We start from the raw sequence: 14,448 nt of genomic DNA, 5'->3' as shown, positions 1-14,448 counted from the left end.
CGGTGTACGCCACTCTGGATTGCTTCGCTACGCTCGCAATGACGGACTTTCTGGGTCGGGCGATCAAAACAGCCGCGACCCGTTCGGCACCGCGCGGTCGGGCGCGAATAGGATCACCGCGCCTTCCTCGTCGGCGAAGCCCAAGGTCAGCACCTCGGACATGAACTTGCCGATCTGGCGCGGCGGGAAATTGACCACCGCGGCGACCTGCCGCCCCGCCAGTTCCTCCAGCGCATAGCGGTCGACGATCTGCGCGCTGCTCTTCTTCACCCCGATCGCAGGGCCGAAGTCGATCTTCAGCTTGAACGCGGGCTTGCGCGCTTCGGGATAGGGTTCGGCCTCGACGATCGTGCCGATGCGGATATCGACCTTCAGGAAATCGTCAAAGGCGATCGGGTCGGCGGCGGGGGCGTCGTTTTCGTGATTCAGGTGCATTTCCAACCCTTCGTCATCCCCGCGAAGGCGGGAATCCAGCTTTGGCGTCGTCTTAGCTGGATTCCCGCTTTCGCGGGAATGACGAAAAACGGGATTGGCCCGAAGCTCCTATTCCATCTCCAGGATCACCGCATCCACCGCCAGGCTGTCGCCCTGCGCGGCATTCACCGTCTTCACCACGCCCGTTTTTTCGGCGCGCAGGATATTCTCCATCTTCATCGCCTCGACCGTCGCGAGCGGCTGGCCGGCCTCGACCTTGTCGCCCTCGCCGACGTGCAGCGCCACCAGCAACCCCGGCATCGGGCAGATCAGGAATTTCGACAGGTCGGGCGGCACTTTCTCGATCATGTGCGCGCTCAGCGGCGCGACATGCCACGGCAGGACGCGGACATTATGGATGCGCCCGCGCGTCGTCATGCGCCATCCGGTGCGCGTCTTGGCGACCTTCACCGCGAGTTCGCTGTCGTCGATGTCGGCCACCACCAGCTTGTCACCCGGCGTATACTCCAGCGCGATGTCGACCTTGTCGCCATCGACCTTGATATGCTTCTCGCCGACCTTGACCTTGTGCGGGGTGCCGTCGATCGTCACCTGCCATTTGGCGGGCGGCTCGAGCCGGTCGCCGAGCTGGCCATCGGTGCGCCGCGCGCGGTCGGCCTCGGCCGACGCCATGAAGCCCGCGATCGCCGCCAGCGCGCGCGTCACATCGGCGTCGGTGTCGGCGCCGTGGAAGCCTTCGGGATATTCCTCGGCGATGAAGCCGGTGGTCAGCTCGCCCGAGCGAAAGCGCGGGTGCTGCATGATCGCCGACAGGAAGTCGATATTGTGACCGAGCCCCTCGAGCTCGAAGCGGTCGAGCGCCGCGACCTGCAAATCGGCGGCCTCGTCGCGCGTCTCGCCCCAGGTGATCAGCTTGGCGATCATCGGGTCGTAGAAGATCGACACTTCGCCGCCCTCCTCGACCCCCGCGTCGACGCGCACGCCCTCGTCGCCACGCTCGTCACCCTCCCACGCCGGCACGGGGGTGCGATAGCGCACGAGGCGCCCCGTCGAGGGCAGGAAGCCGCGATAGGGATCCTCGGCATAGACGCGGTTCTCGATCGCCCAGCCGTCGAGCTTCACATCTTCCTGTTTCAGCTCGAGCTTTTCGCCTGCGGCGACGCGGATCATCTGCTCGACCAGATCGATCCCGGTGATCGCCTCGGTCACCGGATGCTCGACCTGAAGCCGGGTGTTCATTTCGAGGAAATAGAAGCTCTCGCCCGTCGGGTCGGCGCCCGACACGATCAGTTCGACCGTGCCCGCGCTGTAATAGCCGACCGCCTTCGCCAGCGCGACGCACTGCTCGCCCATCGCCTTGCGCATCTTGGGCGTCACGAAGGGCGACGGCGCTTCCTCGACGACCTTCTGGTGGCGGCGCTGGATGCTGCACTCGCGCTCGTTGAGGTACAGCGTGTTGCCATGCTGGTCGCCAAGGATCTGGATCTCGATATGGCGCGGGTTGAGGATGAATTTCTCGATGAACACGCGGTCGTCGCCGAAGCTGTTGAGCCCCTCGCGCTTGACGCTCTCGAACCCCTCGCGGACGTCCTGCTCGCTATAGGCGAGGCGCATGCCCTTGCCCCCGCCGCCGGCGCTGGCCTTCATCATCACCGGATAGCCGATCTCGTCCGAGATGCGCACCGCATGCTCGGTGTCCTCGATCTCGCCGACGAAGCCGGGGACGACGTTCACGCCCGCTTCCATCGCGAGCTTCTTCGACTCGATCTTGTCGCCCATCGCGGCGATCGCGTTCACCGGCGGGCCGATGAAGGCGATATTTTCCTTCGCGAGCGCCTCGGCAAAGCTGGTCCGTTCGGACAGGAAGCCATAGCCCGGATGCACCGCCTCGGCGCCGGTTTCCTTGCACGCCGCGATGATCTTGTCGGCGATCAGATAGGATTCGGCCGCAGGCGAAGCGCCAATGTGGACGGCTTCGTCGGCCATCTGCACAAAGGGCGCGCGCGCATCGGCGTCCGAATAGACGGCGACGGTCGCAATGCCCATGCGGCGCGCGGTCTTGATAACGCGGCAGGCGATTTCGCCGCGATTGGCGATCAGGATTTTCTTGAACATCAATTTTCCTCGACAAGTGCCTTGAGTTGTTCGGTACGTTCTTGGGTCAGCCGCGCCATGCAGCCGCTGTGCAGCATCGGCGCCATGCTCCCGCCGCGTGCGGCGAAGCTTTCGGAGAGACAGTGCTGGTCGCGATAGGTGAGCCACGCGCGCTGCGCCGCGAGCAGCGTGTCATAATGCGTCGGCTGGCTGTCGTAACTGCGGTCGATGGTCTTGTCGCGCGCCTTCAGCGCCGCGACGGTGAGCTTCCATTGCGCGTTGAGTTCGGCATCGGCGGCATCATATTCCTTGCCTGCGCAGAAATTCATCTCGACCTGATATTGCGCGTTCTCGCAATCGACCGCGGGCTCCTGCGCCGCCGCAGCGAGCAGCATCAACGACATCAGCATCATTCGCCCGCCTCCTTCGCCGCCGGTTCGCTGCGATAGATCTTCGACACCTGCCGCGCCCAGACGAGCATCAGCGCCAGCGCCCCGATCCACAGCAAATTCTCGACCCAAAGCGGCGACGCCTCGCCGCCCTCGGTCCCCATCCGCACCCCCTGCATCCGGTTCGCCGTATAGCCGCACGCGCACGAGGCGGGCAGCAACAGCACCGAGGTCAGCAGGGCAAGGAGCGGCTTGCGGGTCACTATTCGGCCGCTTCCGTCAGCACGCCCATCCGCATCGGCTCTTCGCTCGTCATCGGCACGATGCCCAGCTTCGCGAACAGCGCCGCGTCGGCGCTGTCGCCGCGGTTGCCCGTCGTCAGCAGCTTGTCGCCGGTGAAGATGCTGTTCGCGCCCGCCATGAAGCACAAGGCCTGCGTCGCCTCCGACATGCTCTCGCGCCCCGCCGACAGGCGGACCATCGAGCGCGGCATGGTGATGCGCGCGACCGCGACGGTGCGCACGAATTCGATGTCGTCGATCTTCGCGAGCGGCGTGTCGGCGAGCATGTCGCCGAGCACGGTGCCCTTCACCGGCACCAGCGCGTTGATCGGCACGCTGCCCGGATGTTCGGGCAAGGTCGCGAGCGCATGGATGAAGCCGACGCGGTCCTGCCGGTTCTCGCCCAGCCCGACGATCCCGCCCGAACAGACGTTGATCCCCGCCGCGCGCACTTCCTCGAGCGTGTCGAGCCGATCCTGGAAGGTCCGCGTCGAGATGATATTCTCGTAATTCTCCGGGCTCGTGTCGATATTGTGGTTATAATAGTCGAGCCCCGCGACCGCGAGCGTCTGCGCCTGTTCCTTGGTCAGCATGCCCAGCGTCATGCAGGTTTCCATGCCCATCTGGCGCACGCCCTCGACCATCTCGACGATCGCGGGCATGTCGCGCTCCTTGGGGTTGCGCCAGGCGGCGCCCATGCAGAAGCGCTTCGAACCCGAATCCTTCGCCTCGGCCGCCGCCTGCAGCACCGCGCGCACGTCCATCAGCTTGGTCGCCTTGAGGCCGCTGTCGGCATGCTTCGACTGCGAACAATAGCCGCAATCCTCGACGCAGCCGCCGGTCTTGATGCTGAGCAAGGTGCAAAGCTGCACCTCGCCGCGCGCGTGATGACGGCGGTGGACGCCCTGCGCTTCCCACATCAGCTCGTCGAACGGCAGGTCGAACAGCTCGGCGATTTCCTCGCGGGTCCAGTCGGTGCGGGTTTCCATGGTCATGCGGCTTCTCCAAGAGGGGGCATATTGTGGCCGAGCAAGCGCAGCACGTCGGCGGCGCACTCCACGACATTCGATCCGGGGCCGTAGATGCCCTGCACCCCGGCGTCGCGCAGATAGTCGTAATCCTGCGGCGGGATCACCCCGCCCGCGATCACCTTGATGTCGGTGCGGCCGGCTTCCTTGAGCTTGCCGATCAGTTCGGGGATCAAGGTCTTGTGCCCGGCGGCCAGGCTCGACGCGCCGACGACGTCGACGCCGCTGTCGAGCGCGAGCACCACCGTCTCCTCGGGCGTCTGGAACAAAGGCCCCGACACGACGTCGAAGCCCATGTCGCCGAACGCCGAGGCGATGATGTTCGCGCCGCGGTCATGCCCGTCCTGCCCCATCTTGGCGACGAGCAGCTTCGGTTTGCGCCCCATGCGGCGCTCGACCGCCGCGACGCCGTCGAGCACCTGCTGCCAGCGCGCATCGCCCTCATAGGGCGCGGCATAGACGCCCTTCACCGGGGTCGGCTGGGTGCCGTAACGGTCGAAGCTTTCCTCCATCGCCGACGAGATTTCGCCGAGCGTCGCGCGCGCGCGCGCCGCCTCGACCGCATGCGCGAGCAGGTTGTTCTCGATCGACTGCTCGCCTGCGGCCGCGTCGCGCAGCGCCTTCAGCGCCGCCTGGCACGCCGCCTCGTCGCGACCCGCCTTGGTCTTGTTGATCCGCGCGATCTGCGCCTCGCGGACCTTCGTGTTGTCGACCTCGAGCGTTTCGAGCAGGTCCTCGTTGGCGAGGCGATATTTGTTCACCCCGACGATCACATCGTCGCCGCGGTCGACGCGTGCCTGCCGCGCGGCGGCGGCGGTCTCGATCATCGCCTTGGGCCAGCCGGCGGCGACGGCCTTCGCCATGCCGCCTTCCTTTTCGACACGCTCGATGATCTCCCACGCCTTGTCGACCAGCTCCTGCGTCAGCGCCTCGACATAATAAGAGCCGCCGAGCGGATCGACGACCTTGGTCATCCCCGTCTCTTCCTGGATGACGATCTGCGTATTGCGCGCGATACGCGCCGAAAAGTCGGTCGGCAGCGCGATGGCTTCGTCGAGCGCGTTGGTGTGCAGCGATTGGGTGCCGCCCAGCATCGCCGCCATCGCCTCGATCGTCGTGCGCATGACGTTATTGTACGGGTCCTGCTCGGTGAGCGAGACCCCCGACGTCTGGCAGTGCGTGCGCAGCATCTTGCTGCGCTCGTCCTTGGCGCCAAGGTTGGTCATCACGCGGTGCCACAGCACGCGCGCGGCGCGCAGCTTGGCGATCTCCATGAAGAAGTTCATGCCGATCGCGAAGAAGAAGCTCAAACGCCCCGCGAACTTGTCGATGTCGAGGCCCGATGCGACGCCGTAACGCACATATTCGGCGCCATCGGCGATCGTGAAGGCCAGCTCCTGCACCTGCGTCGCGCCGGCTTCCTGCATATGATAGCCCGAGATCGAGATGCTGTTGAACTTGGGCATCTCGCGGCTGGTATAGCCGAAGATGTCACTGATGATCCGCATGCTCGGCTCGGGCGGATAGATATAGGTGTTGCGGACCATGAACTCCTTGAGGATGTCGTTCTGGATGGTCCCGTCGAGCAATTTGCGCTCGACCCCCTGCTCCTCGCCCGCGACGATGAAGAAGGCGAGGATCGGGATCACCGCGCCGTTCATCGTCATGCTGACCGACATCTGGTCGAGCGGGATGCCGTCGAACAGGATTTTCATATCCTCGACGCTGTCGATCGCGACCCCCGCCTTGCCGACGTCGCCGACGACGCGCGGATGGTCGCTGTCATAGCCGCGGTGCGTCGCGAGGTCGAAGGCGACCGACAGCCCCTTCTGCCCCGCCGCGAGGTTGCGGCGATAAAAGGCGTTCGATTCCTCGGCGGTAGAGAAACCCGCATATTGCCGGATCGTCCACGGGCGACCGGCGTACATCGACGCACGCACCCCGCGCGTGAAGGGCGCGAAACCGGGCAGCCCGGGGTCGGTCGTGACGTCGTCGGCCGTATAGAGCGGCTTGACGTCGATCCCCTCGGGCGTCGCCCAGCTGAGCTCCTTGCCCTTCACTTCCTTGTCGGCGGCGGCAGCCCATTGGTCGAGCGTCGGTTTGTCGGTCATATGCAGTCTCGTTCCAATTTTCCTCTCCCACCGGGAGAGGATACGAAGCCTTGGCCGTAGGCCTAGGCGGAGTTGGTGAGGGTCTCTGCCCTCTCGATAGCGTGCATCCCCTCACCCAGCTTCGACTAGGCACCTTCGGCGCCAAGTCTTCGCAACCCTCTCCCGACGGGAGAGGGGGTAAGTGGTCTCAATGCGCCTCCTTCGGCGTCTCCATGATCTCGGTCAGCACCCCGCCCATATCCTTGGGATGCAAGAAGAAAATCAGCGTCCCGTGCGCCCCGATCCGCGGCTCGCCGAGCACGCGCTTGCCCAGCGCCTCGAACGCGGCCTTGGCGGCATGGATGTCGGGCACTTCATAACAAATATGATGCTGCCCCCCCGCCGGGTTCTTCTCGAGAAAGCCTGCGATCGAGGTGTTGCCCGGCAAGGGCTCGACCAGTTCGATCTGCGTCCCGTTCAGCGCGCCATCGGCGCCCGGCGTATCGACGAAGCACACTTTGACGCCCTGCTCGGGCAGGTCGAAGGGATCATGGATCTTCGTCGCGCCCATCACGTCGCGGTAAAAGACGATGCTGTCGGCAATCGACGGCGTCGCAACGCCGATATGGTTCAAACGTCCCAGTTTCATAAAGCCCTCGATATCCATCCCAACGTAATCGCGATCCCGATCGCGACGAAAACCAGCGCCAGCACCGCGACAAACTGCGTCCCGCGATAGGCCAGCGCAAAGCCGACCGGATTATCCTCGCGGTCGAGACCGCGGCCCATTCCGCGATCAACCACGCCGGCCTGCCCCCAGTGGCGCGCGATCGTCCAGGCGGTCCGGGCAACGACCCAGGCGCCGATCGTCCAGCACACCGAAATCGCGGCCCAAAGCCATTCCATCACCCGCGCCTCAACAACCCGGAACCTGGTCTTTGCCGACCAGTTCATATTTGCCGTCCTTCAGCACATAGCGCTGCCTGAACGCCTTGCTGCCCGTATAGGCGACAGTGAAGCTCTTGTCGGGCTCGGCCGCGACGATCGCGCCGTCATAGCCCTGCTCCTTCTGCCCCAGCCCGGCACCCGAACTCATCGCGTCGGTAAAGCTGCCGCGATCGACCGGCCCGTCCGGCGCCAACTCGGTCAGCACCGCGCTGCTGATCAGGCATCCCTGCCACACGCCGCCGCCCGCAGTGACCAGATAGGGGTTCTTGCCGATCGCATCGCTGAACGCCCAGCTGGTCGCGGCATTGCCCACGGTCCCGACGCCGCCGCGGTCGAGCCATTCGCCTTGCGTCTGCCACCCCGAAGGACCGCCCTGCAGATAGTGGATCGCATTGACCCCATTATCGCCATGCCCCGCATCCTCCAGACTGCCGAGGCTCAGCAGCACGCCGACATTGTTCGGCAGCAGGTGGATCGCCGCGGGCCGGAACTGATAGGTCCGCCCGTCGATCTCGCGCGTTGCGGTCGCCTCGGCGCCCTTGGGCAGGTCGAATGCGGTGCGGAACGCCAGATCGATCGTCGTGCTTTCCTCGCTCTCCAGCACCACCGGAAAGGCGGGTTCGGGCGCACCGACGGGGGTATCGGGATCGAACGCCGACGCCGCCGGCGAAGCCAGCAGCGCGGGGACAAGCAGGGCACCAAGAAGCAAGTTACGCATCATAAACCTCATTTGGAATCAAGGACATCGCGGCGGCATCCTAACCGTCCTTCACCCTTGTCTCCAGTCTGCCCGGACGCCTGTGGCGACCGTCACAGCCCATTCTCATTCCACCCGTTTGCGGAGAGGAAGGTCGGGCTGACCTTCAGTCATAAGTCATACCCGACCTTGAAATCCCAAATCTGGTGTAAGCGACGGAGTCATCCTCATTCTCGCAATACTGCACAAACGCCCATACGCGTTTTGGATTTTCCGGGAGCTCCCATGCGCCGCAGCCATCACCTCGATCCTTCAGTTCAAAACCGGAAGCTTTCATCTCGCTTCTCATCAAATCCTTGTTTTCCGAAAGAAGGTCGAGCCGTTCGCCAAATTGCCAAGAAAGATGTTCCTGCTCCAAATCGCTGGCCAAGATTTCAGACATCGTCATCGTTCGCTGACAACCAGCGAATATCACCAGCGCCGCAGCCGAAGCCAGAATGGCGGCACTAAAGCGGAATATTATCATGCTTCTTCCAGGGGTTCTCCAACTGCTTGTTGCGCAGCTTGCGCAGCCCCAACGCGATCCGCTTGCGCGTGTTGTGCGGGTGGATGACCTCGTCGATATAACCGCGTGACGCCGCGACGAAGGGGTTCGCAAAGCGGTCCTCATATTCCTTCGTGCGCTGCGCGATCTTTTCGGGATCGCCGATGTCGCTGCGGAAGATGATCTCGACCGCGCCCTTCGCGCCCATCACCGCGATCTCGGCGGTCGGCCAGGCATAGTTGAGGTCGCCGCGCAGATGCTTCGACGCCATCACGTCATAGGCGCCGCCATAGGCCTTGCGCGTGATCACCGTGATCTTGGGCACCGTCGCCTCGGCATAGGCGAACAGCAGCTTCGCGCCATGCTTGATGATGCCATTATATTCCTGCGCGGTGCCGGGCAGGAAGCCCGGGACGTCGACGAAGGTGACGATCGGGATTTCGAACGCGTCGCAGAAGCGGACGAAGCGCGCCGCCTTCTTCGACGAATTGATGTCGAGCACGCCCGCCAGCACCATCGGCTGGTTCGCGACGATGCCGATCGTGCGTCCCTCGATGCGTCCGAAGCCGCAGATGATGTTGCCCGCATGCGCCGGCTGCACCTCGAAGAAATCGCCTTCGTCGACCGTTTTGCGGATCAGTTCGTGCATGTCGTACGGCTGGTTCGCATTGGGCGGGATCAGCGTGTCGAGGCTCGGCTCGGCGCGGTCCCACGGGTCATCGGTCGGCCTCTCGGGCACGCCGCTGCGGTTGTTTTCGGGCAAATAATCGAAGAAATCGCGCGTCGCGAGCAGCGCCTCGATGTCGTTCTCGAACGCGATATCGGCGACCGAACTCTTGGTCGTGTGCGTGATCGCACCGCCCAGTTCCTCCTGCGTCACCACCTCGTTGGTCACCGTTTTGACAACATCGGGGCCCGTCACGAACATGTACGAGCTGTCCTTCACCATGAAGATGAAGTCGGTCATCGCGGGGCTGTAAACCGCGCCGCCCGCGCACGGGCCCATGATGAGCGAGATTTGCGGCACCACGCCCGATGCCAGCACATTGCGCTGGAACACCTCGGCATAGCCGCCGAGCGAGGCGACGCCCTCCTGGATGCGCGCGCCGCCGCTGTCGTTCAGGCCGATCACCGGCGCGCCGACCTTCATTGCATTGTCCATCACCTTCATGATCTTCTCGGCGTGGCGCTCGGACAGCGCACCGCCGAAAACCGTGAAGTCCTGGCTGAAGACATAGACGAGGCGGCCGTTGATCGTGCCGCTGCCGGTGACGACGCCGTCGCCCGGAATCTTCTGATTTTCCATGCCGAAATCGGTGCAATTATGTTCGACATAGGTGTCGAGCTCTTCGAACGAGCCTTCGTCGAGCAGCACGTTCAGCCGCTCGCGCGCGGTCAGCTTGCCCTTGCTGTGCTGCGCATCGATGCGCTTCTGCCCGCCCCCCAGGGCGGCGGCGGCGCGGCGGCGTTCCATTTCGGCGATATTGGCGGACATAAGTCTCTCCGGATAAATCGAATGCGCCGTCTGCGCCCGCTTCGCCTCCGATGCAAATGCGAATTTGCAAAGTTGCAAAGTCATACTTTGCAAAGTAGCATGCCGATCATGCAGCCAACCCGACTCTACGCTGGGCGACAACTTCGCCAACTTCGGGAAACCCGCGCGATCCGCCAGGCCGACTTCGCCGCGCAGCTCGGCATCTCCGCCTCCTACCTCAGCCAGATCGAGCATGACGACCGCCCCCTGACGCCCGCGCTGCTCGACCGCCTGCAACGCCTCTTCCCGCTCGAATGGGAGGAAGTCGCCGCCGATACCGGCGACCGCCGCGCCGGCGCGCTGCGCGAAGCCGCCGCCGACCCGCTCTTCGCCGCCTCCCCCCTGCCCCCCGAACAGCTCGAACGCGCCGCGCTCCAGCAGCCGCAGCTCGCCGATCAGTTCGTCGCGCTCCACGCCGCCTATCGCCGCGCGGGCCAACGGCTGCAGATCATCGACGAGGCACTCACCGGCGGCACCGCCGAGGGCAGCCGCCTGCCGTGGGAGGAGGTGCGCGACTGGTTCCACGACGCCGGAAACTATGTCGACAGCATCGACCGCGCCGCCGAGATACTCGCGGGGCAATTGCGCGGCCGCTCGCCCTCCCCCACGATCGAGACGATCGAACGCCGCCTGCGCGACGCGCTCGGCATCTCGATCGTCTATAATCAGACGCAGGCGCTGCGCGACTATGACGCGACGATGCGCCATCTGGTGATCGACCCGTCGCAGCCCGCCGAAAGCCGCCGCTTCCAGCTCGCGCACCAACTCGCCGCGCTCGCACTCGCCAACGAAATCGCCGCGGTGGTCGAGGCTTCGCCGCTGCGCACCGCGGCGGCGCGGCAATTGCTCCACGTCGGGCTCGCCAATTACGCCGCCGGCGCGGTGCTGATGCCCTACGCGCCCTTCCGCGCCAGCGCGCGCGCGGTGCGCCACGATATCGACCGGCTGCGCATGGACTATGGCGTCAGCTTCGAGCAGGCGTGCCACCGCCTGTCGACGCTGCAGCGCCCCGGCGCCCGCGGCATCCCGATGTTCTTCTGCCGCGTCGACATGGCGGGCAATATCACCAAGCGCCACTCGGCAACGCGGCTGCAATTCGCACGCTTCGGCGGTGCCTGCCCCTTGTGGGTGGTCCATGAGGCGGCGGCGATCCCCGACCGCATCCTCTTCCAGCTCGCCGAGACCCCCGACGGGCTGCGTTATGTTTCGATGGCGAAGGGGCTGGTGAAACCGTCGGGCAGCTATGCGCGCAGCCCGCGCCGCTACGCCGTCGCGCTCGGCTGCGAAGCGCAATATGCCGCCGACTTCGTCTATGCCGACGGGGTCGATGTCGCCGCGCCGCAAGCCGCGACGCGCATCGGATCGTCGTGCCGTATCTGCCCGCGCGACGATTGCGACCAGCGCGCCTTCCCGCCGAGCGACCGCCCAATCCTGGTCGATCCCGACCGCCGCGACGTCGTGCCCTACCGCATCGGCTAAGGCGCGATCACCAGTTCTTCGTCGAGAAAATCGAGGAAGGCGCGGATGCGCGCGGCGGCGCGGTCCTCGGGCGCGTAGAGCGCATGGATGTCCTCGCCGTCGCCGGGGTGATAATCCGCCAGCAATTCGACCAGCCGCCCCGCCGCGAGGTCGGCGGCGACATGGAATTGCCCATGGCGCGAAACCCCGCCGCCGGCGACCGCCATCTGGCGCACCAGTTCGCCCGAATTGCCGAAGAAGCTGCCGGGCACCGGGCGATGCACGACGCGGCCGCCGATGCGAAAGGGCCAGCTGTCGATCGAGCGGCGGAAGCTGAAACGCAGGCAGTCATGCGTTTCGAGATCGTCGGGCGTCTGCGGCATCCCGCGCCGCGCGAGATATTCGGGGCTGGCAACGAGCACCATACGGCTATGCCCCAGCTTCTTGGCGCGCAGGCTGGTATCGCGCAGCGGGCCGATGCGGATCGCGATATCGGCGCGCTCCTCGACCAAATCGACGATCGTGTCCGAGAGCGTGAGATCGAGGACGATCTCGGGATAGCGCGCCATGAACTTCGGCAGGATCGGCAGCAACGGCACCCCGATCGACGGCGAGGCGTTGACCCGCAGCAGCCCGCGCGGCCCCTGTTTCTCACGCCCGAGCCCCTCCTCGACCGTCTCGATCTCGGCGAGCAGCACGCTCATCCGATCGCGATAGGCGCTGCCTTCGGCGGTCAGCGCGAGCGAGCGCGTCGTGCGGCGAAAGAGGATCGTGCCGAGCCGCTGCTCAAGCCGTGCGATGCTGCGGCTGACCGCCGAAGGCGTGAGCCGCAGCGCCTTGGCCGCTGCCGCGAAGCTGCCGCCGCTCGCCACCGCGAGAAAGGTTTCGATATCGCCGAACCGATTGTCCATCGCCATTCCTGATTTTGAATCACTTCTGAAATGATAAGCGACATTCTAATCAACAATAGGCGACCGCGCTATCTTCGGGTTCATCAAGGCACTTCCATCCAAGGAGACGCATCATGGACCTGAAACTGCAAGGTAAGACCGCCCTCGTCACCGGATCGACCGCCGGCATCGGCTTCGCGATCGCCAAGCGCCTCGCCGAGGCGGGCGTCGAGGTCGTCATCACCGGCCGCAACCAGGCGAAGCTCGACGAAGCCGCCACCGAACTGGCGCGGGCCGGCACGATCCGCGCGGTGCTCGCCGACCCCGCGACCGCCGAGGGCGCCGCGACGCTGATCGCCGCGGTTCCTGCGGTCGACATCCTCGTCAACAACCTCGGCATTTACGAGGCCAAGGCCTTCGCCGACATCAGCGACGCCGACTGGCACCATATCTTCGAGGTCAATGTGGTCAGCGGTGCGCGGCTGTCGCGGCATTATTTCCCGAAGATGCTCGAAAAAAACTGGGGCCGCGTGATCTTCATCGCGAGCGAGAGCGGGCTGCTGCCCCCCGCCGAGATGATCCACTACGGCATGACCAAGACCGCGCAGCTGACCATCGCGCGCGGGCTCGCCGAGCAGACCAAGGGGACCGGCGTGACGGTCAATTCGGTGCTGCCGGGCCCGACGCGGTCCGAGGGCATCGTCGACTTTATCCAGTCGGTGGTGTCGAACCCCGACGCGCCCGAGGCCGAGCGCGAAACGGCCTTTTTCGAGGAACTGCGCCCGCTGTCACTGATCCGCCGGCTGATCGACGCCGACGAGATCGGCGCGACGGTGGCGTTCCTCGCAAGCCCGCTCGCCGCAGCGACCAACGGCGCCGCGATCCGCGCGGAAGGCGGGATCGTTCCGACGATTGCCTAAATGTTCCCCGGCGCAGGCCGGGGCCCATCGGCCAAATCAACTGGGCCCCGGCTTTCGCCGGGGTTCACTTGTTTTCAGACCTTCACAATCCCCCGGCCGATCAAATCCTGCGCCGTCGCGAGGATCGCTTCCTCGGGCGGTCGCATCGTCCAGCCGAGCCGCGCCATCGCATGGCTGCTGTCGCCGCCGCGGACATTGCCGAGTTCGGCGACGACCTGTTTCAGCTCGGGCCGGAAGATCGCCAGCGCCTTGAGCAACCAGTCGGGCATCTTCTTCGTCGGCACCTTGCGCGCCTGTTCGCCCAGATTGGCCTTCAGGATTTTCGCGACGTCGATGAACTTCAAAAACGGCCCCGAGCAGACGAAACGCTCGTCCCGGATCCCATCGACGGTCAGCGCGCGATAGTGCATGTCGGCGACGTCGCGCACGTCGATGATACCGAAACCGACATCGGGACACATCGGCACCTTTCCCTCGAGAAGCTGCTTCACGACCTCGATCGAGGTCGACAGATCGTCCGACAGCAACGGCCCGAACACCGCCGCGGGGTTGACCGAGGCAAATTCGATATCGCCGCCCTCGGCCGCCACCCAGTCGCGCGCGGCGCGCTCGGCGACGGTCTTCGAGCGCGGATAGGGCATGACCTCGGGGTTATCGAGGTTGCTCCAGTCGGCTTCGTTATAGAGATCGCGGCCCTTGCCATGGCCATAGGCGACCGCCGCCATCGACGAGGTCAGGACGAAGCGTTTCACCCCTGCCGCGCGCGCGAAGCGCAGCGCGCGCAACGCGCCTTCGCGCGCGGGGATCACCAGATCGTCGGCGTGCCTGGGGACATCGAGCGGAAAGGGCGACGCGACATGCGCGACATGGCTGCAGCCCGCGACCGCCTCGGCCCAGCCGGCGTCATGTTCGAGGTCGGCGGCGAAAAAGGCGAGCTTGTCATTGTCGACGTTCAGCCAGCCGCGCACCTCGGCCTCGCGCTTCAGGCTGCGCACCGTCGTGTGGACGTGCCAGCCGTTGTCGATCAGCTGTCGGATCAGGAAGCCCGCGATATAGCCGCTGCCCCCCGTGACCAGAACCGTGCCCGCCATGCGCCCCTCCCTCGTCCGTTATCCGGGCGAAGATAGCGCATTTGCGTTA

The 14,448-nt window shown here is 65.3% G+C and carries 15 protein-coding genes; 2 read left to right on the top strand and 13 right to left on the bottom strand.

Annotated elements, in window-relative coordinates:
- Positions 1 to 63 precede the first annotated feature (63 nt).
- The 11 genes from B1A78_RS00590 to B1A78_RS00540 form a co-directional block, all read right to left on the bottom strand.
- A complete protein-coding gene (locus tag B1A78_RS00590; protein WP_077145095.1) occupies positions 64 to 435 on the bottom strand; it encodes a tRNA-binding protein in 372 nt (123 codons plus the stop codon).
- Between the two features lie 108 nt (positions 436 to 543).
- Positions 544 to 2,550 carry an acetyl/propionyl/methylcrotonyl-CoA carboxylase subunit alpha gene (locus tag B1A78_RS00585; protein WP_077145094.1) on the bottom strand — a complete coding sequence of 669 codons (2,007 nt, stop codon included), beginning with the start codon at positions 2,548 to 2,550 and terminating at the stop codon, positions 544 to 546.
- Positions 2,550 to 2,942 carry a lysozyme inhibitor LprI family protein gene (locus B1A78_RS00580; protein ID WP_077145093.1) on the bottom strand — a complete coding sequence of 131 codons (393 nt, stop codon included), beginning with the start codon at positions 2,940 to 2,942 and terminating at the stop codon, positions 2,550 to 2,552. Before B1A78_RS00580 ends, B1A78_RS00585 begins: the two co-directional genes overlap by 1 nt.
- Positions 2,939 to 3,181 carry a hypothetical protein gene (locus tag B1A78_RS00575; protein ID WP_077145092.1) on the bottom strand — a complete coding sequence of 81 codons (243 nt, stop codon included), beginning with the start codon at positions 3,179 to 3,181 and terminating at the stop codon, positions 2,939 to 2,941. Before B1A78_RS00575 ends, B1A78_RS00580 begins: the two co-directional genes overlap by 4 nt.
- Entirely contained in the window at positions 3,181 to 4,194 is a 1,014-nt protein-coding gene (gene bioB, locus B1A78_RS00570; protein ID WP_077145091.1) for a biotin synthase BioB, read from the bottom strand. Before bioB ends, B1A78_RS00575 begins: the two co-directional genes overlap by 1 nt.
- Positions 4,191 to 6,338 (bottom strand): methylmalonyl-CoA mutase, encoded by a 2,148-nt coding sequence (gene scpA / locus B1A78_RS00565; RefSeq protein ID WP_077145090.1) that lies wholly within the window; start codon positions 6,336 to 6,338, stop codon positions 4,191 to 4,193. The genes bioB and scpA overlap by 4 nt, the downstream gene beginning before the upstream one ends.
- 187 nt (positions 6,339 to 6,525) lie before the next feature.
- Positions 6,526 to 6,966 (bottom strand): methylmalonyl-CoA epimerase, encoded by a 441-nt coding sequence (mce, locus tag B1A78_RS00560; RefSeq protein ID WP_077145089.1) that lies wholly within the window; start codon positions 6,964 to 6,966, stop codon positions 6,526 to 6,528.
- The gene (locus tag B1A78_RS00555; protein ID WP_077145088.1) at positions 6,963 to 7,223 is read right to left on the bottom strand and encodes a hypothetical protein; all 261 of its coding nucleotides are present in this window, start codon (positions 7,221 to 7,223) and stop codon (positions 6,963 to 6,965) included. Before B1A78_RS00555 ends, mce begins: the two co-directional genes overlap by 4 nt.
- Positions 7,224 to 7,233: 10 nt before the next feature.
- A complete protein-coding gene (locus tag B1A78_RS00550; protein ID WP_144037619.1) occupies positions 7,234 to 7,983 on the bottom strand; it encodes a hypothetical protein in 750 nt (249 codons plus the stop codon).
- A 145-nt stretch (positions 7,984 to 8,128) separates the two neighbouring features.
- Positions 8,129 to 8,488 (bottom strand): hypothetical protein, encoded by a 360-nt coding sequence (locus B1A78_RS00545; RefSeq protein WP_144037618.1) that lies wholly within the window; start codon positions 8,486 to 8,488, stop codon positions 8,129 to 8,131.
- On the bottom strand, positions 8,469 to 10,001 hold the full coding sequence (locus tag B1A78_RS00540) for an acyl-CoA carboxylase subunit beta (RefSeq protein ID WP_077145138.1): 1,533 nt from the start codon (positions 9,999 to 10,001) through the stop codon (positions 8,469 to 8,471). Before B1A78_RS00540 ends, B1A78_RS00545 begins: the two co-directional genes overlap by 20 nt.
- Positions 10,002 to 10,100: 99 nt before the next feature.
- Here B1A78_RS00540 and B1A78_RS00535 point away from each other — a divergent pair, with 99 nt between their 5' ends.
- Positions 10,101 to 11,519, top strand: a complete 1,419-nt coding sequence (locus B1A78_RS00535; RefSeq protein WP_077145085.1) for a helix-turn-helix transcriptional regulator — start codon at positions 10,101 to 10,103, stop codon at positions 11,517 to 11,519.
- On the opposite strand, the gene B1A78_RS00530 is transcribed toward B1A78_RS00535, so the two are convergent.
- On the bottom strand, positions 11,516 to 12,409 hold the full coding sequence (locus tag B1A78_RS00530) for a LysR family transcriptional regulator (RefSeq protein WP_077145137.1): 894 nt from the start codon (positions 12,407 to 12,409) through the stop codon (positions 11,516 to 11,518). The genes B1A78_RS00535 and B1A78_RS00530 overlap by 4 nt on opposite strands.
- A gap of 113 nt (positions 12,410 to 12,522) precedes the next feature.
- Here B1A78_RS00530 and B1A78_RS00525 point away from each other — a divergent pair, with 113 nt between their 5' ends.
- Positions 12,523 to 13,308 carry an SDR family NAD(P)-dependent oxidoreductase gene (locus B1A78_RS00525; protein ID WP_077145084.1) on the top strand — a complete coding sequence of 262 codons (786 nt, stop codon included), beginning with the start codon at positions 12,523 to 12,525 and terminating at the stop codon, positions 13,306 to 13,308.
- 74 nt (positions 13,309 to 13,382) lie between these two features.
- On the opposite strand, the gene B1A78_RS00520 is transcribed toward B1A78_RS00525, so the two are convergent.
- Complete coding sequence (locus B1A78_RS00520) at positions 13,383 to 14,399, bottom strand: NAD-dependent epimerase/dehydratase family protein (protein WP_077145083.1); 1,017 nt, start codon at positions 14,397 to 14,399, stop codon at positions 13,383 to 13,385.
- Between the last annotated feature and the right edge of the window lie 49 nt (positions 14,400 to 14,448).

It is taken from the genome of Sphingopyxis sp. KK2 (assembly GCF_001990265.1).
In the GTDB taxonomy this organism is placed as follows: domain Bacteria; phylum Pseudomonadota; class Alphaproteobacteria; order Sphingomonadales; family Sphingomonadaceae; genus Sphingopyxis.
This window is presented reverse-complemented; position numbering and strand designations above follow the sequence as displayed.

Coding starts and splice junctions, on each gene's coding strand:
- B1A78_RS00590 (WP_077145095.1), bottom strand. CDS start 435: ATGCACCTGAATCACGAAAACGACGCCCCCGCCGCCGACCCGATCGCC.
- B1A78_RS00585 (WP_077145094.1), bottom strand. CDS start 2,550: ATGTTCAAGAAAATCCTGATCGCCAATCGCGGCGAAATCGCCTGCCGC.
- B1A78_RS00580 (WP_077145093.1), bottom strand. CDS start 2,942: ATGATGCTGATGTCGTTGATGCTGCTCGCTGCGGCGGCGCAGGAGCCC.
- bioB (WP_077145091.1), bottom strand. CDS start 4,194: ATGACCATGGAAACCCGCACCGACTGGACCCGCGAGGAAATCGCCGAG.
- scpA (WP_077145090.1), bottom strand. CDS start 6,338: ATGACCGACAAACCGACGCTCGACCAATGGGCTGCCGCCGCCGACAAG.
- mce (WP_077145089.1), bottom strand. CDS start 6,966: ATGAAACTGGGACGTTTGAACCATATCGGCGTTGCGACGCCGTCGATT.
- B1A78_RS00555 (WP_077145088.1), bottom strand. CDS start 7,223: ATGGAATGGCTTTGGGCCGCGATTTCGGTGTGCTGGACGATCGGCGCC.
- B1A78_RS00550 (WP_144037619.1), bottom strand. CDS start 7,983: ATGCGTAACTTGCTTCTTGGTGCCCTGCTTGTCCCCGCGCTGCTGGCT.
- B1A78_RS00545 (WP_144037618.1), bottom strand. CDS start 8,488: ATGATAATATTCCGCTTTAGTGCCGCCATTCTGGCTTCGGCTGCGGCG.
- B1A78_RS00540 (WP_077145138.1), bottom strand. CDS start 10,001: ATGTCCGCCAATATCGCCGAAATGGAACGCCGCCGCGCCGCCGCCGCC.
- B1A78_RS00535 (WP_077145085.1), top strand. CDS start 10,101: ATGCCGATCATGCAGCCAACCCGACTCTACGCTGGGCGACAACTTCGC.
- B1A78_RS00530 (WP_077145137.1), bottom strand. CDS start 12,409: ATGGACAATCGGTTCGGCGATATCGAAACCTTTCTCGCGGTGGCGAGC.
- B1A78_RS00525 (WP_077145084.1), top strand. CDS start 12,523: ATGGACCTGAAACTGCAAGGTAAGACCGCCCTCGTCACCGGATCGACC.
- B1A78_RS00520 (WP_077145083.1), bottom strand. CDS start 14,399: ATGGCGGGCACGGTTCTGGTCACGGGGGGCAGCGGCTATATCGCGGGC.